Below are 17,477 nucleotides of genomic sequence, written 5' to 3'. Positions count from 1 at the left end.
GGGCGCGCAGCGTATCATCTGTTTGTAACAAGTAGTTACTGTTTGCCCGTATCGGCACTTTTTCACGCGTTATGAAAGAGGGTGGGGCAACCGGTCACGCGGCAAACAGCCACACGGCCCGCCGGTCTATTCGGGACTATGCTTCCTAGCATTCGTTGACCTGGGTCAATCGTTCCAGATTCAACGAATTGGCCCTCTGGGCCGGAATCCCTGCGATCGAACAGAACAATTCCAACGCGCCGTACTCGACCAAGTGGGGGCAGTGGGCGACTTGGGCCACAAGCCCGGACGCCGGATTATCTGAAGAGGAAGCACCATGTTCGGAATAGAGGCCTTAGAGCTCGCCCGAATGCAGTTTGCCTTTACCGTGTCGTTCCACATCCTGTTCCCGGCCATCACCATTGGCCTGGCGAGCTACCTGGCAGTCCTCGAAGGCCTCTGGCTGCGGACCCATCAGCAGGTCTACCGTGACCTCTATCACTTCTGGTCAAAGATATTTGCCGTCAACTTCGGCATGGGCGTGGTCTCGGGCCTGGTCATGGCCTACCAGTTCGGTACCAACTGGAGCCGCTTTTCCGACTTCGCTGGCGCCGTCACCGGCCCGCTGCTCACCTACGAAGTACTCACTGCCTTCTTCCTTGAAGCCGGTTTCCTCGGTGTCATGCTGTTCGGCTGGAACCGTGTCGGCCGCGGCCTGCACTTCTTCTCCACGGTGATGGTGGCAATCGGTACGCTGGTCTCCACGTTCTGGATCCTGGCCTCCAACAGCTGGATGCAAACCCCCCAAGGCCACGAAATCATCGATGGCCGGGTGGTGCCGGTGGACTGGTTTGCGGTGGTGTTCAACCCATCGTTCCCCTACCGGCTGATGCACATGGCCACGGCCGCGTTCGTTTCCACTGCGTTCTTCGTTGGCGCCTCGGCGGCCTGGCACCTGCTGCGCGGGCGTGACAACCCGGCGGTGCGCAAGATGCTGTCGATGGCCATGTGGATGGCGTTGATCGTTGCCCCTGTCCAGGCGGTGATCGGCGACTTCCACGGCCTCAATACGCTCAAGCACCAGCCGGTGAAAATCGCGGCAATCGAAGGCCACTGGGAGAATGTGCCTGGCGAGCCGACGCCGCTGATCCTGTTCGGTATCCCCGACATGAAGGCCGAGACCACGCGCTTCAAGCTGGAGATCCCGGCGCTCGGCAGTCTGATCCTGACCCACAGCCTGGACAAGCAGGTGCCGGCGATGAAGGAATTCCCGCCCGAGGACCGGCCTAACTCGACCATTGTCTTCTGGTCGTTCCGAATCATGGTCGGGCTGGGCTTGTTGATGATCTTCGTTGGCCTGTGGAGCCTCTGGCTGCGCAAGCGCGGCACGCTCTACACCTCGCGCCCGTTCCTGTATGTGGCGCTATGGATGGGGCCTTCGGGGCTGATTGCGTTGCTGGCCGGCTGGTTCACCACCGAGATCGGCCGCCAGCCCTGGGTGGTGTATGGCCTGATGCGCACGGCGGACGGTGTGTCCAACCACAGCTACGCCCAGCTTGGTTTCACCTTGGTGGCCTTCGTGGTGGTGTACTTCGCCCTGTTCGGCACCGGCCTTGGCTACATGATGCGCCTGGTGCGCAAAGGGCCGCAGACCGGCGAAGGCGACGAGCACACACCGGGCGGCCCTGGCCAGAAACGCACGCCGGCGCGGCCGTTGTCTGCCGCCGATGATGGCCATGAGGCCAAAACTGCCAGCCTGAGCAAGGAGGACTGAGCCATGGGTATCGACCTTCCGCTGATCTGGGCCGTGATCATCATCTTCGGCGTCATGATGTACGTGGTGATGGACGGGTTCGACCTGGGTATCGGCATGCTGTTCCCCTTCGTCAAGGGCGAGCAGGACCGTGATGTGATGATGAACACCGTCGCCCCGGTGTGGGACGGCAACGAAACCTGGCTGATCCTGGGCGGTGCCGGGTTGTTCGGGGCGTTCCCGATGGCCTATGCCGTGGTGCTTGAAGCCCTGTACCTGCCACTGATCCTGATGCTGATGGGCTTGATCTTCCGCGGCGTGGCCTTCGAGTTCCGCTTCAAGGCCACGGCCGACAAGCGGCATATCTGGGACAAGGCGTTCATCGGCGGCTCACTGGTCGCCACCTTCTTCCAGGGCGTAGCCCTGGGTGCCTTCCTCGAAGGCTTCAAAGTGGTCGACCGTCATTTTGCCGGTGGCACCCTCGACTGGCTCACCCCGTTCAGCCTGTTCTGTGGTGTGGGGTTGATCGTTGCCTACACCCTGTTGGGCTGCACCTGGCTGATCATGAAGACCGAAGGGCCGCTGCAACTGAAGATGCACCACATTGCCCGGCCGCTGGCGCTGGTACTGCTGGTGGTGATTGGTATCGTCAGCCTGTGGACGCCCATCGCTTATCCACAGATCGCCGACCGCTGGTTCAGCATGCCTAACCTGATCTGGTTCATGCCGGTGCCGTTGCTGGTACTGGTGACGTTCTACGGGCTGCTCAAGGCGGTGGCGCGCCATGCGCACTACACCCCGTTCCTGCTCACCCTGGTGCTGATCTTCCTCGGCTACAGCGGCCTGGGCATCAGCCTGTGGCCGAACATCATCCCGCCGTCGATTTCGATCTGGGATGCCGCAGCGCCACCGCAAAGCCAGGGCTTCATGCTGGTGGGCACACTGTTCATCCTGCCGTTCATCCTCATGTACACCTTCTGGAGCTACTACGTGTTCCGCGGCAAGGTGACCCATGAAGACGGCTATCACTAGGAGGGCCGCATGATGACCGGCAAACATGGCCTGGAAGAGAAGAAACCGCTGTGGCAGCGACTGGGTTGGCTGGTGCTGATCTGGGCAATGAGCGTTGCGGCCCTGGGGGTGGCAGCATGGGTGATGCGGCTGTTCATGGGGGCTGCGGGCCTTACCACCCATTGAGTAAGCCTGCTCTGGCCCTATCGCCGGCAAGCCAGCTCCCACAGGTTAGCTACTGCCCTTGGGCAACGATGCACCTGTGGGAGCTGGCTTGCCGGCGATAGGGCCGGTACAGGCTTACTTGCGGGCTTTCAGGATGACGAACTTGGGCGTCGCCGCCACCTGCTCCACGCCCCGGAACAACCGCGCCAGCTTGCTGTGATAGCCCAGGTGGCGGTTACCCACGATATACAACGCCCCGCCTACCACCAGCGCCTCACGCGCCTGCTGGAACATGCGCCAGGCAAGGAAATCACCCACCACCTGTTGCTGGTGGAACGGCGGGTTGCACAGCACCACATCGAGCGACTGCTTCTCGACCCCGGCCAACCCATCGGCCGCGATGAAGGTCGCCGGGCGTTCGCCCAGCGCGGCTTGCCAGTTTTCCTGCGCCGATTGCACCGCCATGTACGATTCGTCGACCAGCGTGTACTGGGCATCCGGGTTGGCCAGGGCACTGGCAATTGCCAGCACGCCATTGCCGCAGCCCAGGTCCGCTACCCGTGCGTTGCCCAGGTCGCGTGGCAAATGCGGCAGGAACGCCCGGGTGCCGATATCCAGGCCTTCACGGCAGAACACGTTGGCGTGGTTGACCAGTTCCAGCGCCGGCGCGTCTAGGCGGTAGCGGCTAGGGTAGGGCGAGCTTGCGGCCGGCCGTTCGCCCAGCGTTGCCGTCAGCAGGCGGGCCTTTTTCTGAGCCAGCGAGGCCTGCACCGGGCCGATGTACTTTTCCATCAGGTCGCCGGCTGCGTGTGGCAAGTGCTTGATCATCGCCCCGGCAATCACTTGCGCGCCAGGCGCCAGGTGGCCCTGCAGGCGTATCAGCTGTTCTTCAAGCAGGGCAAGGGTCTTGGGCACGCGCACCAGCACCCGGTCGAACAGGCCTTGCCAGTGTTCGCTGGCCGGTACGAAGGGCACGCTGTCGAACGGCAAGCCGTTGCGCGCCAGGTTCTTTTCCAGGGCCAGGTGCGCCAGGTGCGAATCGCCGCTGCTGACCACCTGCAGCCGGCCTGCCAGGCTGGCCGCCAAGGCACCGAAGCTGTCATTGAGCACCAGCACCCGGCAGTTGGCGTCGGGTGCCTGTTCGTGCAACTGCGCAAGCAGGTACTCGTCGGCGGCATCGAAAGCCTGCAACGGGTCGTTGGCCTGTTCCGGCTGGCGGATCAGGTCGAGTTCGGCGTAGGGGGTGGTCAACAGGGGCATGGCGTCTGGCTCGGGTATAAACTGCCCGATGCGGTTCGCCCCGGGCTTTGCCGGGCAATTCTACAGGGCTTTGCCCAAGGTCGCAGGTTTGAAGGTCAGATCCAGCCACGCATGGCGGCGATGGCGATGGCGCCTGCCTTGTTGGCGGCGTTGGTCTTGGTGATCACGCTGCGAATGTGGAAGTTCACCGTGCTCTGCGACAGTGAGAGGATGCAGGCCACGTCGGCTGCGGTCTTGCCGGCGGCCGACCATTTCAGCACTTCCAGTTCACGCTCGCTCATTTTCGGTTGCGGTGGGCACAGTGCATTCAGGTGGTGTTCGCCGAGTACCGCATGCAGGGTATGGCACAGCCACTGCACGCTGCCGGCCTTGTCATAAAGCTCGACGATGTCGATCTTTTCGGCTGGCCTGGCCACGCTGATCTGGCTCTCGTTGTGCTGCAGGTCGTGCAGTGATTGCGTCCAGCCATGGCGCAGGCCGTGCAGGCAGGCTGCTTCGCGAAACTGCGGGGCTTCACGATACAGTTCGTCGGTCCACAGCACCGGCATGGTCGAGCTATGGCTGACGTTGGCGGCCGGGTCCTGCTTGTAGAACTCATCGCGCTGGTAACGCTCGATCCACTCAGCCGGGTAGTTGCTGTAGAGGTACACCCTGGGTGTCTGCGTGGCGATCTGGATGCGCATGTTCAGCCCGAGGTATTCCATGCCCAGGTCTTGTGCCAGATGTACCGCGATGTCGAACAGCTTCCGTGGGCTGCGTTCGTTGACGAACGCATGAAGAAGTTCGGGATTCCAGTGAAGCATCTGAAACTCCTCGGGGGTGTCGGATCCAATCCGTTTGGGTACCGGGGTCATTGTAGGAAAAGACCTACCATGGCGTTGGGATTTTTTTGTTATAGCGATCAGGTTTTTCTGCAACTTCGGCACGATTACCCTTGATGAGGCCCTACAAAGCAGTGGTTTTTATCCGGGCCACTTTGCGCGACACTGTGCGCACGTCAAACCTGGAGCCCGATATGACCGCTAGCGCCGAAAAGTTCACCCGCCAGACCCTGCTCGATGTTCAGCCGCTCACGCCGAACCTCTTCAGCCTGCGGGTTACGCGCGATGCGGGGTTTCGCTTCCGTTCCGGGCAGTTCGCTCGCCTTGGCGTGACCAAGGCCGATGGCAGCGTGGTGTGGCGCGCCTATTCCATGGTCAGCGCACCCCATGACGAGCACCTCGACTTCTTCTCCATCGTGGTGCCAGGCGGGGAGTTCACCAGTGAGCTGAGCCGCCTGGGGGCGGGTGATACCTTGCTGATCGACCGCCAGGCTTTTGGCTTCCTTACCCTTGACCGCTTCGTCGGTGGCCGCGACCTGTGGCTGCTGGCGACCGGCACCGGAATTGCGCCATTCATGTCGATCCTGCAGGACTTCGAGGCCTGGGAGCGTTTTGACAGCATCAAGCTGGTGTATTCGGTGCGCGAAGCGAAAGAGCTGGCCTACGTGGATGAAATCGCCGGGCTGGAGCAGCGCGATTACCTGGCTGAGTACGCCGGCAAGTTGCAGTTCATTCCGGTGGTGACCCGTGAGCAGCACCCGGGGGCACTGAATCAGCGCATTACCACGCTGATCGAGAATGGCGAGTTGGAGAAGGCAGCAGGGCTGGAGCTGTCGCCGGAACATTCGCGGGTGATGCTGTGCGGTAACCCGGAGATGATCGACGAGACGCGCAAGGTGCTGAAGGCGCGTGACCTGCAACTGAGCCTGAGCAAGCGGCCGGGGCAGGTGGCCGTGGAAAACTACTGGTAATGCTATTGGGGCCGCTTTGCGGCCCATCGCGACACAAGGCCGCTCCTACAAGAGAACGCGATTCCCCTGTAGGAGCGGCCTTGCGTCGCGAAAGGGGCGCACAGCGCCCCCAGCAACCTCAAGGCAGCCGATTCTGGTTCTGCGTCTTGAGCAGATCGCGAATCTCGGTCAACAGGGTTTCTTCAGCCGAAGGCACTGGCGGTACAGTCGGTGCCACGGCTTCTTCGCGCTTGAGCCTGTTGATTGCCTTCACACCCATGAAGATGGCAAAGGCGACGATCAGGAAGTCGATCACGGTCTGGATGAACTTGCCATAGGCCAGCACCACTGCCGGAATGTCACCTTCGGCAGCCTTCAGGGTAATTGCCAGGTCGCTGAAGTCCACCCCGCCGATCAACAGACCCAGTGGCGGCATGACCACGTCTCCGACGAAGGACGAGACGATCTTGCCGAAGGCCGCGCCGATGATGATACCGACCGCCATGTCGACGACATTGCCTTTGACCGCGAAGGCCTTGAACTCACTGATCATGCCCATCTTTGGTTCCTTGTAACAAAAGGTAAGGTTAACGCAGTGTAAGCCACTAAAACGCTTCATGCGCTGTCTTCAGGGGTAGTGACTGCGGTTAGAACGAATAGTTTTGTCGCATCCCGAAGCGTTCGAGACACGTCCGGCTCGGCTATCATGGCGGTTTTTTCCAGGAGACCCCACCCATGGCCAAGGCCAAGCGCTTGTATGGCTGCACCGAGTGCGGCGCGACCTTCCCCAAATGGGCCGGCCAGTGCGGCGAATGCGGGGCCTGGAACACCTTGGTCGAAACCATGATCGAGAGCGGCGGTGCCGCGGCGCCCAGTACTGGCCGCGCCGGTTGGACCGGGCAGCAAGCGCAGATCAAGACCCTGGCCGAAGTCAGCGTCGAGGAAATCCCGCGCTTTACCACCAGCAGCACCGAACTGGACCGCGTGTTGGGCGGCGGCCTGGTGGATGGCTCGGTGGTGCTGATTGGTGGTGACCCAGGCATCGGCAAGTCGACCATCCTGCTGCAGACCTTGTGCAATATCGCCGTGGGCATGCCGGCGCTGTATGTCACGGGTGAAGAGTCGCAGCAGCAAGTGGCCATGCGGTCGCGGCGCCTGGGCTTGCCCCAGGACAAGCTCAAGGTGATGACCGAAACCTGCATCGAAACCATCATTGCCACGGCACGCGTGGAGAAACCACGGGTGATGGTGATCGACTCGATCCAGACCATCTTCACCGAGCAGTTGCAGTCGGCACCCGGCGGCGTGGCCCAGGTGCGTGAGAGCACGGCGCTGCTGGTGCGTTACGCCAAGCAGAGCGGCACGGCGATCTTCCTGGTCGGCCACGTGACCAAGGAAGGTTCGCTGGCCGGCCCGCGGGTGCTGGAGCACATGGTCGATACCGTGCTGTATTTCGAAGGTGAGTCCGATGGCCGCCTGCGCCTGTTGCGAGCGGTGAAAAACCGCTTTGGCGCGGTCAACGAACTGGGCGTGTTCGGCATGACCGACCGGGGCCTTAAAGAGGTGTCCAACCCTTCGGCGATCTTCCTTAACCGCACCCAGGAAGAAGTGCCGGGCAGCGTGGTGATGGCGACCTGGGAGGGCACCCGGCCAATGCTGGTCGAGGTACAGGCACTGGTCGACGACAGCCACTTGGCCAACCCGCGCCGGGTAACCCTGGGCCTGGACCAGAATCGCCTGGCCATGTTGCTGGCGGTGTTGCACCGCCACGGCGGTATTCCCACCCATGACCAGGACGTGTTCCTCAACGTGGTGGGCGGTGTGAAGGTGCTGGAGACGGCTTCGGACCTGGCGTTGCTGGCGGCGGTGATGTCCAGCTTGCGTAACCGGCCACTGGCCCATGGGCTGCTGGTGTTTGGCGAGATCGGACTGTCGGGCGAGGTGCGGCCGGTGCCCAGTGGCCAGGAGCGGCTGAAGGAAGCGGCCAAGCATGGCTTCAAGCGCGCCATCGTGCCCAAGGGCAATGCGCCCAAAGAGTCGCCGGCGGGGCTGCAGGTAATTGCCGTCACCCGCCTGGAACAGGCCCTGGATGCATTGTTCGAGTAATTCATGACCTGTCAGGGGACTCGCCGCCTCAGGATGGCGCGGTACCTGTAGGAGCAGCCTTGTGCTGCGAAGAGGCCGATATGGCCAGCAGATTTGTATGGGCAGCAATGGCCTCTTCGCAGCACAAGGCTGCTCCTACAAGGAGCGGGCAAGCCCGCGAAAGGGCCAGTACAGGTAAACGAAAAAGGGGCCGACGATGCGCGTCGGCCCCCCTCTCACCGCTCAGTCAGCGATCAATGCTCGGCAACCGCCGCACGCCTGACCGTCTGGTTGCCATGCTCGTCCAGTTCCAGCAATGGCACTTCGTTCCCTTCGGCATCGAACAGCTTGCCATCCTTGAAGTAGTCGCCATCACGCAGTGCGGAAATGTCGGAGTACTGGATGGTGCGTTCGTAAGCTGCGGCGAACACGGACTGGTTTTCCGAGTTGCCGGTGGTGAAGTGGTTGAAGATCAGGTTCAGCAGGATGGCCATGATCGCCGCCGAACTGATGCCCGAGTGGAAGATGGTCTCGAACCAGTTGGGGAAGTGGTGGTAGAAGTTTGGCGCGGCGATCGGGATCATGCCGAAGCCCAGCGAAGCCGCGACGATGATCAGGTTGACGTTGTTCTTGTAGCTGACCTTGGACAGGGTGCGGATACCACTGGCCGCCACCGTGCCGAACAACACGATGCCCGCGCCGCCCAGTACCGGGGTTGGTACTGCGGCAATTACCCGGCCCATCACCGGCAGCAGGCCGAGCACCACCAGGATCACACCGCCCGTGGCCACCACGTAACGGCTCTTGACCCCGGTCACGGCCACCAGGCCGACGTTCTGGGCGAACGCGCTCTGGGTGAACGAGCCGAAGATCGGCGCCAGGATGCTCGATGCCATGTCGGCGCGCAGGCCGTTGCCCAGGCGCTTGGAATCGACCTTGGTATCGATGATCTCACCCACGGCGAGGATGTCGGCCGAGGTTTCCACCAGGGTGACCATGATCACGATGCACATCGACAGGATCGCGGCGATGTGGAATTCCGGCATGCCGAAGTGGAACGGCGTGGGGAAGGCGAACATCGGGCCTTCGGTGACCTTGCTGAAGTCGGTCATCCCCAGCGCCCAGGCAATCAGCGTGCCGAGCACCATGGCCAGCAGGATCGACAGGCGCGAGATGGTCGCGCTGCCCAGCTTGCTCAGCAGCAGCACGATGGCGAAGGTCAGCCCCGCCAGGCCGATGTTGGCCACGCTGCCGAATTCCGGCGAGGCGCTGTTGCCACCCATCACCCAGCGTGCAGCCACCGGCATCAGGGTCAGGCCGATGGTGGTGATGACGATACCGGTCACCAGCGGTGGGAAGAACTTGGTGATGCGCGAGAACACCGGGGTAATCAGAAAGCCGATCAGCGATGCTGCCATGACCGCGCCGAGCACGCCTGGCAGGCCACCGCCGCCCTCGCTGCTCAGGATCGCCCCCATGGTCGCCACACCGGCGAACGACACGCCCTGCACCAGCGGCAACTGGCAGCCGAAGAACGGCAGGCCGAGGGTTTGCAGCAGGGTGGCCAGGCCACCGGCAAACAGCGAGGCAGCAATCAACATGCCGATTTCGGCGCCGTTGAGGCCTGCGGCCTGCCCCAGGATCAGGGGTACCGCAACGATCCCTCCGTACATGGTCAACACATGCTGCAGACCGTAGGCCAGGTTGGCACCAAGGCCGAGGTTTTCATCCTCGGGCCGCTTGGCGGGAGACGTGCTAGGGGACGTAGTCATGGAGCAGGCTCTCTGTTTATTTTTGTGTCGCTACTGTAGACAGTTCCGGCAAATGATTACCACAAGAATTGTATACAATATTTTGATCGGAGCGCGCACAGGTGCGGTCGCCGGATGTGCGAAAACCCAATGCAGAAGGCGTACCAACTCGGAAAAAGCTGTATTAGAGGGGTGTGTACAAAGTGGTGCTACCCAGGCTTAAAGCTGTCTGGGTAGACAGGAAACACAACGTGGGGAGGCCATTAGCTAGCTAAGAGATTCCATTATTCGATCAGTTCACGCAGCTCACGCATCATTTCGGTGCTGTCGGCCACGTTCAATTCCACAAGACGGTGCAAATGGCTCATGGAATCGATGTCGATGTATAGGCAGACGAAGCCCAGCCGGTCCGGTTCTTCGTGGCGCAGTTCGACCTGCATCTGCACCTCGGTCACTTCGTCGTTGAGCAGGATGTAGGCTTCGAAATCCTGGCTCAGGTCGGGATCCCAGGGTTTAGGGCGTTCGACCAGCAGGCCTTTGAGAGACAGGTCGAGCAGTTTCACCTCCCAGCAACGTTCGCCCTGGCACAGCCGGGTCGGGGCGTCGAACTGGATACGCTGGAAACGGCGGCGTTCGTCGTGATCGCTCATGGCGTGGATCCTCGGGTAGGTCCTAAAGTGACATCCTGACTATAGTTAGAAGGGTATGTGCATCAGGTACCGCAATCTGGCCGCAGAGGCTCTAGACCAAAGCAAGTGTGGCAATGCGCCTTGACTCGCCCTAGACTCGGTGGGCGGTCTTTCCAATCCACCAGCTGGAAGCTAACCATGAACAACAATAATAGCCTGCTACGCCACATTCCGTGGCTGGCGCTGGCAGTCATAGGGGCCTGCGCGCTGGGTGTGGTCGCCCTGCGTCGCGGTGAGGCAATCAACGCCTTGTGGATCGTGGTCGCGGCGGTGGCCATCTACCTGGTTGCCTACCGTTACTACAGCCTGTTCATCGCCACCAAGGTGATGCAACTGGACCCGCGCCGCGCTACCCCGGCGGTGCTCAACAACGACGGCCTGGACTACGTCCCGACCAACAAACACATCCTCTTCGGTCACCACTTCGCTGCCATCGCCGGCGCAGGCCCCTTGGTCGGCCCGGTGCTCGCCGCGCAAATGGGCTACCTGCCCGGCACGCTGTGGCTGATCGCCGGCGTGGTGCTGGCCGGTGCGGTGCAGGACTTCATGGTCCTGTTCATGTCCACCCGCCGCAACGGCCGTTCGCTCGGCGACATGGTGCGCGAGGAGATGGGCCGCATTCCGGGCACCATTGCCCTGTTCGGCTGCTTCCTGATCATGATCATCATCCTTGCGGTGCTGGCGCTGATCGTGGTCAAGGCCCTGGCCGAGAGCCCGTGGGGCATGTTCACGGTCATGGCGACCATCCCGATCGCGATGTTCATGGGCATCTACATGCGCTACATCCGCCCGGGCCGCATTGGCGAGATTTCGATTGTGGGCGTGGTATTGCTGCTGGCCTCGATCTGGCTGGGCGGCGTGATCGCTGCGGACCCGGTCTGGGGCCCGGCGTTCACCTTCACCGGCGTGCAGATTACCTGGATGCTGGTGGGCTACGGCTTCGTCGCCGCGGTGCTGCCGGTGTGGCTGGTGCTGGCACCGCGTGACTACCTGTCGACCTTCCTCAAGATCGGCACCATCGTTGGCCTGGCCATCGGTATCCTGATCATCGCGCCCGAGCTGAAAATGCCGGCGCTGACCCAGTTCACCGACGGCACAGGCCCGGTGTGGAAGGGCACCCTGTTCCCGTTCCTGTTCATCACCATTGCCTGTGGTGCGGTGTCCGGCTTCCATGCGCTGATCTCTTCGGGGACCACGCCCAAGCTGCTGGACAACGAAACCAACGCCCGCTACATCGGCTACGGCGGCATGCTGATGGAGTCGTTCGTTGCCATCATGGCCATGGTCGCTGCTTCGGTGATCGAGCCGGGCGTGTACTTCGCCATGAACAGCCCGGCCGCCGTGGTGGGTGCAGACGTTGCGTCGGTGGCGCAGACGGTCAGCAGCTGGGGCTTCCTGATTACCCCCGAGCAGCTTGAAGCCGTCGCCCGTGACATTGGCGAGCACACCATCCTGGCCCGTGCCGGCGGTGCGCCAACCCTGGCAGTCGGTATCGCGCAGATCCTGCATCAGGTGTTGCCGGGTGAAAACACCATGGCCTTCTGGTACCACTTCGCGATCCTGTTCGAGGCGCTGTTCATCCTCACTGCGGTGGACGCCGGTACCCGTGCCGGGCGCTTCATGCTGCAGGACCTGCTGGGCAGCTTCGTGCCGGCACTCAAACGCACCGAATCGTGGGGTGCCAACCTGCTCGCCACCGCTGGCTGCGTGGCAATGTGGGGTTATCTGCTGTACCAGGGCGTGATCGACCCGCTAGGTGGCATCAACACCCTGTGGCCGCTGTTTGGCATCTCCAACCAGATGCTGGCCGGTATCGCCTTGATGCTCGGTACTGTGGTGCTGATCAAGATGAAGCGTCAACGCTACATCTGGGTCACCCTCGTGCCGGCCGTGTGGCTGCTGATCTGCACCACTGCTGCAGGCCTGATCAAGCTGTTCGACCCGAACCCGGCCGTTGGCTTCCTGGCCCTGGCCAAGAAATACAGCACTGCGCTGGACGCCGGCCAGGTACTGGCCCCGGCCAAGGACATCGGGCAGATGCAGCACGTTATCTTCAACGCCTACACCAACGCGGGCCTGACGATTCTGTTCCTGCTGGTGGTTTTCAGCATCCTGTTCTTCGCCCTCAAGGTCGGCTACGGCGCCTGGGGCCGCAAGGAGCGCAGCGACAAGGAAACCCCGTTCCAGGCCCTGCCTGACGCGTAATCGAGAGGACTGCAATCATGTTCAACGACTTGGGTCGACTGGGGAAATACCTGGGGCAGGCAGCCCGCCTGATGGTCGGCATGCCCGACTACGACAACTATGTCGAACACATGCAGAAGACGCATCCGGACAAGCCGGTGATGAGCTACGAGGCGTTCTTCCGCGAACGCCAGGAAGCCCGTTACGGCGGCAAGTCCGGGCCCAAGTGCTGCTAAGTCCAGGCTAGCGCGGTCCTGTAGGAGCGGCCTTGTGTCGCGATGGGCCGCAAAGCGGCCCCAGGTTTTCAGCTTCGCAGCAGATATTGCCGGGGCCGCTTTGCGGCCCATCGCGACACAAGGCCGCTCCTACAGGGATCGCGGCACGCCTTCCGAAATTCACTGCACAGGAGCATTTCTGCGTGCAGACGCCTATTCCCGTAACCGTACTCACAGGCTTCCTCGGCGCTGGCAAGACCACCTTGCTCAAGCACATGCTCAAGGCCGAGCACGGCCTGAAAATTGCCGTGATCGAAAACGAATTCAGCGAGGCCGGCATCGACAGCCAGTTGCTGGGCGACGAGCCGGTGCAGGTGATGACCCTGGCCAATGGCTGCGTGTGCTGCAGCATCCATGGTGACCTCACCCGCGCCTTGTACCTGCTGCTCGAACGCCTGGACGCAGGCGAGATCGCCTTCGAGCGCCTGGTCATCGAATGCACCGGCCTGGCCGACCCGGCGCCGGTGGCGCAAACCTTTTTCATCGACGAGGAACTGCGTGAGCGCTACATCCTCGACGGCATCATCACCCTGGTCGATGCTGTTCATGCCGAACTACACCTGACCCAGACCATCGCCCAGGCCCAGGTCGGCTTTGCCGATCGCCTGCTGCTGAGCAAGACCGACCTGGTCGAGCCGGCTGCGGTGCAGGCCCTGCGCGAGCGCCTGGAGCGCATCAATGGCCGGGCTGCAATCCGTGTGGTCGAGCACGGCCGTATCGACCTGGCGGAGCTACTGGATGTGCGTGGTTTCAACCTCAACCCCGACCTGGGCGCGAACCTGAAACCGATGCTTCGCCCGGTGCTCAAGCCCGCCACCCCCGACCGTATCTCCACCATGGTGCTGCGCACGGAAACCGCGCTGGACATCGACCGCCTCAGCGGCTTCATGAACGAGCTGCTGGAAACCCACGGCAAACAGCTGCTGCGCTACAAGGGCGTGCTGAACATTGCCGGTGAGGACCGCAAGCTGGTGTTTCAGGGCGTGCTCAAGCTTTACGGTTTCGACTGGGACGCAGAATGGGCCGAGGGTGAAGCCCGCGAGAGCGTAATGGTGTTCATCGCCGATGACCTGCCCGAGGCTACGATTCGGGCTGGCTTCGAGGCGCTGGCTGCGGGCTGAGCCGGCGCGGCGTTGCGGCCTGGAACCACTGCGGCCATGAGCTGCGGTGGCGGGTTTGCACCTCGATGCACGGGATCAGGCGTTCGGTCAGCACCGCCGTTTGCCGCACTGCCTTTGCCGTGCGGTATTTGACGCTGTGGATGCACTCGCGGTCGCCGAACTCGCAGCGGTTCAGCGCGGTACCGCCGCAGGGGCCATTGGCCAGGCCTTTGGGGCAGGTTTCCGGGCAGACGTACAGGGTATCTTCCAGGCGGCAGCGGCCGCAGGTATCGCAACCCACCAGCGGCCGTTTCACCGCACGTTCCACCTTGTGCAGCACTTGTGCGCCAAGGTGCGTAGCCCACAGCGGCCGGCGTACCGCCCAGCCAAATGCCTTGCTCAGGCCGTTGCGGCGGCTGAACAGCAGTGAATGCATGCCGTGCATCAGGTGATAGCGCGCTTTCTCTTTGAACGAGGCATCGACCCGCGACTCGCCCTGGCGCCAGGCCGCTTGTGGGGGGTGGAAGATCACGGCCGGCAGGCCGGGCATCTGCCAACTGGCCTGCCAGGCGGGCGCCCACTGCTCCAGCGTGTGGACCTGGGTTTGCCAGTGCTCGATACGGGCTTCCAGGGCCAGCAGCTGTTTGAGTTCGTGAACCCCTGACAGGTGCACACCGGCGTAGCCCATCAGCTTCACGCCAATTATCTGCAACGCCAGGCGGTCGACGCTGCGTGCCTGGGCAAAGGCCTTGGACTGCGCAGTCTCCGCTTCGAGCATGTCACGCATTGACGGGGTGACAGTGACGCCGGCTACGTGCTCGAGCATTGCCGCCCGCCCGTGGGTGAGGCTCATCAGGCAGGCCAGCATCGGCTTGGGCGTGGTCTGGCGACGCATCCAGTGCATGGCTTCCTGATGCTTGGCGGCATCGAAACCCAGTTGCAGGGTGAGGAAGTCGGCGCCTGCTGCCAGTTTTTTCTCCGCCTTGAAATACTGCGCGCCGCCTTCGTCCTCACAGTATTTGAACGGGTTCAGTGCAGCGCCCAGCAGCCAGTGCGGGCAAGCCTGGCGGGCGATCTGCAGGGCAGCGACCGATTCCAGGTAGCGCACCGGGCGCTGGCCGGGCTCATGGCCGGGCAGGCGGTCGCCGGTCAGCAGCAACAGCTGGTCGAGGCCCGCGGCGTCCATGCGCTGCAGTTGGCCGAGCAGGTGGTGACGCTCGCGGTCCTTGCCGGAAAAATGCGGCAGGGCAGGCACCGGGTTGCTGAACGAGGCGAGGGCGTCCAGCGGCGACATGTCCAGCGGGCTGCCGACACGATCGCCGATGGCCACGGTCATCGGCCAGCCGCACAGGTGCGCGCGGGCCATGATCGCTTGCATGGCGGCGAAGCGTTCTGCAGAAGGCTTGGGGACGAACTCCATGACGCAGACGAAGTTCTGTTCGCGCAGCGCGGTTTTCAGCAGGCTCATGTGGCCGGGCACCTGGTGTGGTCAGGGTGGCATTGTGAGGCAGAAGGCGGGTGGGGTCATGTCCGGATGCGCAGGGCGGTGCTCTGAATGAGACATCATCATGATCATGAAAAAATCTTGGGTTCATCTCAAATTTAATGAGTTTGTCTCAAACCGGTCTCAACCGGACAATCGCCTCATTCATTTATGCAGGCTGAAGGGACAAGACATGGCACTGGCACACAACCTGGGCTTTCCACGCATCGACCACGACAGCGAGCTGCGTGCCCGCCACTGGCAGGTGCAGAGAGAGGCCGGCATCGAACTGCTGCCAGTGGGCGACTTTGCCTGGTTTGACCAACCGTTCGACCTTAGCTGGGCGCAGCTCTTCGACGAAGTGGCGCAAGCCACGGCCTTGGGCCATGCGGTCAAGCCAGTGGTGATCGGCCCGTTAACCTACCTGTGGCAGGGCGAAACCAACGGCGACGTCGACAAGCTGGAGCTCCTCGACGGCCTGCTGCCGCTGTATGACCAGCATCTCAACCGCCTTGCTGCCCTGGGTGTCGAGTGGGTGCAGATCGATGAGCCGATTCTCGCCGAAGACCTTCCACAGGACTGGAAAAACGCTTTCGAGTGCGTCTATAACATCCTTCAGCGCGCGCCATTGAAGAAGCTGATTGCCACCTACTCGGGTGGCCTTGGCGGCAACCTCGGCCTGGCCGCGAACCTGCCGGTCGATGGCCTGCACATCGACCTGGTTCAGGCACCCGACCAGTACGTGACCATTCTCGACCGGCTGCCGGCCTACAAAGTGCTGTCACTGGGCCTGGTCGACGGCGACAACGCCGCGCCTTGCAATCTGGGCGAGACCCTGGACCTGCTGCACGATGCCCATGAGCGCCTGGGAGAGCGGCTGTGGCTGGCGCCATCCTGCTCGTTGACGCGCAGCCCGGTGGAAGTGGCCGTGCAGAAGTGCCAGGAAGTGGCGGTGCTGGCTGCTGCGCTGGAACAGAACCGGGCTGCGGCTTGATTATCGGCAGCCTGTGCCGGCCTCTTCGCGGGTGAACCCGCTCCCACAGGTACCGTGCAAGCTTTGAAATTCCTGCGGTCTCTGGCTCCCACAGGTACAGTGCAAACCTTGAAACAAATGCGGCCCCTGTGGGAGCGGGTTCACCCGCGAAGAGGCCGGCACAGGCACTGCAAAACTCCCTAGAATGCCGACTCTGGTTCAAATCGACAGGGAGTGATGCGATGCGAGTTCTGGTAGTCGGCGCCAGCAAGGGCCTGGGCATGGCGCTCATGCAAGGGCTGGGCAAACCGGGCGATACGTTGATTGGGGTGTCGCGCACCCAGCCAGCGGCAGTGGACGTGGGCAAGGATGTCCAGGCCCTGTGGATCGAAGCCGACCTCGGCGAGCCGTCCACCGCCGTAGAGACAATTTTCCGGGCCCTGGCCGAGGGTGGTGTGGATACGCTGATCTATAACCTCGGCCTGTGGGAGGCCGAAGCCTTCGAGGCCCACTACAGCTTCCTTGATGACCATGATGCGCAGCTGCAGCGCATGGTCGACTGCAACATCACTGCGACCATCCTGCTGATCAAGCGCCTGCTGCCGCTGCTGCTCAAAAGCGAAAAACCACGGATCATTCTCACCGGTTCAACCTCGGGCCTGCCCCAGAGTGGTCGCCCGGAAGTGACCTTCGCTGCCTCGAAATTCGCCCTGCGCGGCATTGCCGAAGCGTTGCGCGAAGGCTATCGGGAGCAGGGCCTTGGTGTGACTTGCCTGAACCTGGGGTACCTGAATACCGAAGACAGCCTGGACGTGCCGGTGGCCGAGGCTGCGACGCGTGGGGAGGGTGGGCTGATACCGCTGCACGATGTGGTGCTGATGGTGCGTACACTACTGGAGCTTTCGGCGGCCAGTTATGTTCGGGAGCTGACCTTGCCGGCTATTGCTGATGAGCGGTTCTGAAGCCTGAGATTGTTGTGTAAGCGGGCCCGGCCTATT

General features: G+C 62.4%; 16 protein-coding genes. 10 read left to right on the top strand and 6 right to left on the bottom strand.

The window, feature by feature from the left end:
* The first annotated feature begins 316 nt into the window (after window positions 1-316).
* Genes ABI582_RS27135 through ABI582_RS27125 form a run of 3 tightly spaced genes read left to right on the top strand, consistent with a single transcriptional unit; the run spans window position 317 to window position 2,929 of the window.
* Window positions 317-1,753, top strand: a complete 1,437-nt coding sequence (locus ABI582_RS27135; protein WP_338745215.1) for a cytochrome ubiquinol oxidase subunit I — start codon at window positions 317-319, stop codon at window positions 1,751-1,753.
* A gap of 3 nt (window positions 1,754-1,756) precedes the next feature.
* The gene (gene cydB, locus ABI582_RS27130; protein WP_258654009.1) at window positions 1,757-2,764 is read left to right on the top strand and encodes a cytochrome d ubiquinol oxidase subunit II; all 1,008 of its coding nucleotides are present in this window, start codon (window positions 1,757-1,759) and stop codon (window positions 2,762-2,764) included.
* A gap of 9 nt (window positions 2,765-2,773) precedes the next feature.
* Window positions 2,774-2,929: a DUF2474 domain-containing protein gene (locus ABI582_RS27125; RefSeq protein ID WP_016489104.1), complete on the top strand. Its 156-nt coding sequence runs from the start codon at window positions 2,774-2,776 to the stop codon at window positions 2,927-2,929.
* A 114-nt stretch (window positions 2,930-3,043) separates the two neighbouring features.
* Here ABI582_RS27125 and ABI582_RS27120 read toward each other — a convergent pair whose 3' ends face one another.
* Both ABI582_RS27120 and ABI582_RS27115 read right to left on the bottom strand, forming a co-directional pair.
* Window positions 3,044-4,168 carry a methyltransferase gene (locus ABI582_RS27120; protein WP_442120813.1) on the bottom strand — a complete coding sequence of 375 codons (1,125 nt, stop codon included), beginning with the start codon at window positions 4,166-4,168 and terminating at the stop codon, window positions 3,044-3,046.
* Window positions 4,169-4,263: 95 nt separating this feature from the next.
* A complete protein-coding gene (locus ABI582_RS27115; RefSeq protein WP_442120812.1) occupies window positions 4,264-4,971 on the bottom strand; it encodes an autoinducer binding domain-containing protein in 708 nt (235 codons plus the stop codon).
* A gap of 212 nt (window positions 4,972-5,183) precedes the next feature.
* On the opposite strand from ABI582_RS27115, the gene ABI582_RS27110 reads away from it, so the two are divergent.
* Entirely contained in the window at window positions 5,184-5,960 is a 777-nt protein-coding gene (locus ABI582_RS27110) for a ferredoxin--NADP reductase (RefSeq protein ID WP_014592355.1), read from the top strand.
* A gap of 118 nt (window positions 5,961-6,078) precedes the next feature.
* Here the strand turns inward: ABI582_RS27110 and mscL are convergent, their stop codons facing one another.
* Complete coding sequence (gene mscL, locus ABI582_RS27105; protein WP_016497928.1) at window positions 6,079-6,498, bottom strand: large-conductance mechanosensitive channel protein MscL; 420 nt, start codon at window positions 6,496-6,498, stop codon at window positions 6,079-6,081.
* Between the two features lie 176 nt (window positions 6,499-6,674).
* Between mscL and radA the strand changes: the two genes are divergently transcribed.
* The gene (gene radA, locus ABI582_RS27100) at window positions 6,675-8,045 is read left to right on the top strand and encodes a DNA repair protein RadA (protein WP_016497929.1); all 1,371 of its coding nucleotides are present in this window, start codon (window positions 6,675-6,677) and stop codon (window positions 8,043-8,045) included.
* 233 nt (window positions 8,046-8,278) lie between these two features.
* Here the strand turns inward: radA and ABI582_RS27095 are convergent, their stop codons facing one another.
* Window positions 8,279-9,796 carry a nucleobase:cation symporter-2 family protein gene (locus ABI582_RS27095; RefSeq protein WP_019472670.1) on the bottom strand — a complete coding sequence of 506 codons (1,518 nt, stop codon included), beginning with the start codon at window positions 9,794-9,796 and terminating at the stop codon, window positions 8,279-8,281.
* A gap of 263 nt (window positions 9,797-10,059) precedes the next feature.
* Window positions 10,060-10,425 carry a PilZ domain-containing protein gene (locus ABI582_RS27090; RefSeq protein ID WP_338745211.1) on the bottom strand — a complete coding sequence of 122 codons (366 nt, stop codon included), beginning with the start codon at window positions 10,423-10,425 and terminating at the stop codon, window positions 10,060-10,062.
* 177 nt (window positions 10,426-10,602) lie between these two features.
* Between ABI582_RS27090 and ABI582_RS27085 the strand changes: the two genes are divergently transcribed.
* From ABI582_RS27085 to yjiA, 3 genes are all read left to right on the top strand, one after another.
* A complete protein-coding gene (locus tag ABI582_RS27085) occupies window positions 10,603-12,669 on the top strand; it encodes a carbon starvation CstA family protein (protein ID WP_258910864.1) in 2,067 nt (688 codons plus the stop codon).
* Between the two features lie 17 nt (window positions 12,670-12,686).
* Complete coding sequence (locus ABI582_RS27080; RefSeq protein ID WP_003251633.1) at window positions 12,687-12,884, top strand: YbdD/YjiX family protein; 198 nt, start codon at window positions 12,687-12,689, stop codon at window positions 12,882-12,884.
* A 182-nt stretch (window positions 12,885-13,066) separates the two neighbouring features.
* Window positions 13,067-14,044 carry a GTPase gene (gene yjiA, locus ABI582_RS27075; protein ID WP_026034601.1) on the top strand — a complete coding sequence of 326 codons (978 nt, stop codon included), beginning with the start codon at window positions 13,067-13,069 and terminating at the stop codon, window positions 14,042-14,044.
* Here the strand turns inward: yjiA and ABI582_RS27070 are convergent.
* Complete coding sequence (locus ABI582_RS27070; RefSeq protein ID WP_442120811.1) at window positions 14,004-15,491, bottom strand: methylenetetrahydrofolate reductase C-terminal domain-containing protein; 1,488 nt, start codon at window positions 15,489-15,491, stop codon at window positions 14,004-14,006. The genes yjiA and ABI582_RS27070 overlap by 41 nt on opposite strands.
* A gap of 208 nt (window positions 15,492-15,699) precedes the next feature.
* Here ABI582_RS27070 and ABI582_RS27065 point away from each other — a divergent pair, with 208 nt between their 5' ends.
* Together ABI582_RS27065 and ABI582_RS27060 are read left to right on the top strand one after the other, a co-directional pair.
* Window positions 15,700-16,500, top strand: coding sequence for a 5-methyltetrahydropteroyltriglutamate--homocysteine methyltransferase (locus tag ABI582_RS27065; RefSeq protein WP_442120810.1), 801 nt, complete (start codon window positions 15,700-15,702; stop codon window positions 16,498-16,500).
* 221 nt (window positions 16,501-16,721) lie between these two features.
* Complete coding sequence (locus ABI582_RS27060; protein ID WP_442120809.1) at window positions 16,722-17,441, top strand: SDR family oxidoreductase; 720 nt, start codon at window positions 16,722-16,724, stop codon at window positions 17,439-17,441.
* The last annotated feature ends 36 nt before the right edge of the window (window positions 17,442-17,477 follow it).

The organism is Pseudomonas sp. SAS7, from assembly GCF_052112345.1.
Lineage (GTDB): Bacteria > Pseudomonadota > Gammaproteobacteria > Pseudomonadales > Pseudomonadaceae > Aquipseudomonas > Aquipseudomonas putida_Q.
This window is presented reverse-complemented; position numbering and strand designations above follow the sequence as displayed.

Excerpts from the sequence above, each read along its gene's own strand:
- ABI582_RS27070 (WP_442120811.1), bottom strand. The coding sequence starts at position 15,491 with ATGAGCCTGCTGAAAACCGCGCTGCGCGAACAGAACTTCGTCTGCGTC.
- ABI582_RS27110 (WP_014592355.1), top strand. The coding sequence starts at position 5,184 with ATGACCGCTAGCGCCGAAAAGTTCACCCGCCAGACCCTGCTCGATGTT.
- ABI582_RS27115 (WP_442120812.1), bottom strand. The coding sequence starts at position 4,971 with ATGCTTCACTGGAATCCCGAACTTCTTCATGCGTTCGTCAACGAACGC.
- cydB (WP_258654009.1), top strand. The coding sequence starts at position 1,757 with ATGGGTATCGACCTTCCGCTGATCTGGGCCGTGATCATCATCTTCGGC.
- ABI582_RS27065 (WP_442120810.1), top strand. The coding sequence starts at position 15,700 with ATGGCACTGGCACACAACCTGGGCTTTCCACGCATCGACCACGACAGC.
- ABI582_RS27120 (WP_442120813.1), bottom strand. The coding sequence starts at position 4,168 with ATGCCCCTGTTGACCACCCCCTACGCCGAACTCGACCTGATCCGCCAG.
- ABI582_RS27125 (WP_016489104.1), top strand. The coding sequence starts at position 2,774 with ATGATGACCGGCAAACATGGCCTGGAAGAGAAGAAACCGCTGTGGCAG.
- ABI582_RS27080 (WP_003251633.1), top strand. The coding sequence starts at position 12,687 with ATGTTCAACGACTTGGGTCGACTGGGGAAATACCTGGGGCAGGCAGCC.
- ABI582_RS27060 (WP_442120809.1), top strand. The coding sequence starts at position 16,722 with ATGCGAGTTCTGGTAGTCGGCGCCAGCAAGGGCCTGGGCATGGCGCTC.
- ABI582_RS27135 (WP_338745215.1), top strand. The coding sequence starts at position 317 with ATGTTCGGAATAGAGGCCTTAGAGCTCGCCCGAATGCAGTTTGCCTTT.
- mscL (WP_016497928.1), bottom strand. The coding sequence starts at position 6,498 with ATGGGCATGATCAGTGAGTTCAAGGCCTTCGCGGTCAAAGGCAATGTC.
- ABI582_RS27095 (WP_019472670.1), bottom strand. The coding sequence starts at position 9,796 with ATGACTACGTCCCCTAGCACGTCTCCCGCCAAGCGGCCCGAGGATGAA.
- radA (WP_016497929.1), top strand. The coding sequence starts at position 6,675 with ATGGCCAAGGCCAAGCGCTTGTATGGCTGCACCGAGTGCGGCGCGACC.
- ABI582_RS27090 (WP_338745211.1), bottom strand. The coding sequence starts at position 10,425 with ATGAGCGATCACGACGAACGCCGCCGTTTCCAGCGTATCCAGTTCGAC.
- ABI582_RS27085 (WP_258910864.1), top strand. The coding sequence starts at position 10,603 with ATGAACAACAATAATAGCCTGCTACGCCACATTCCGTGGCTGGCGCTG.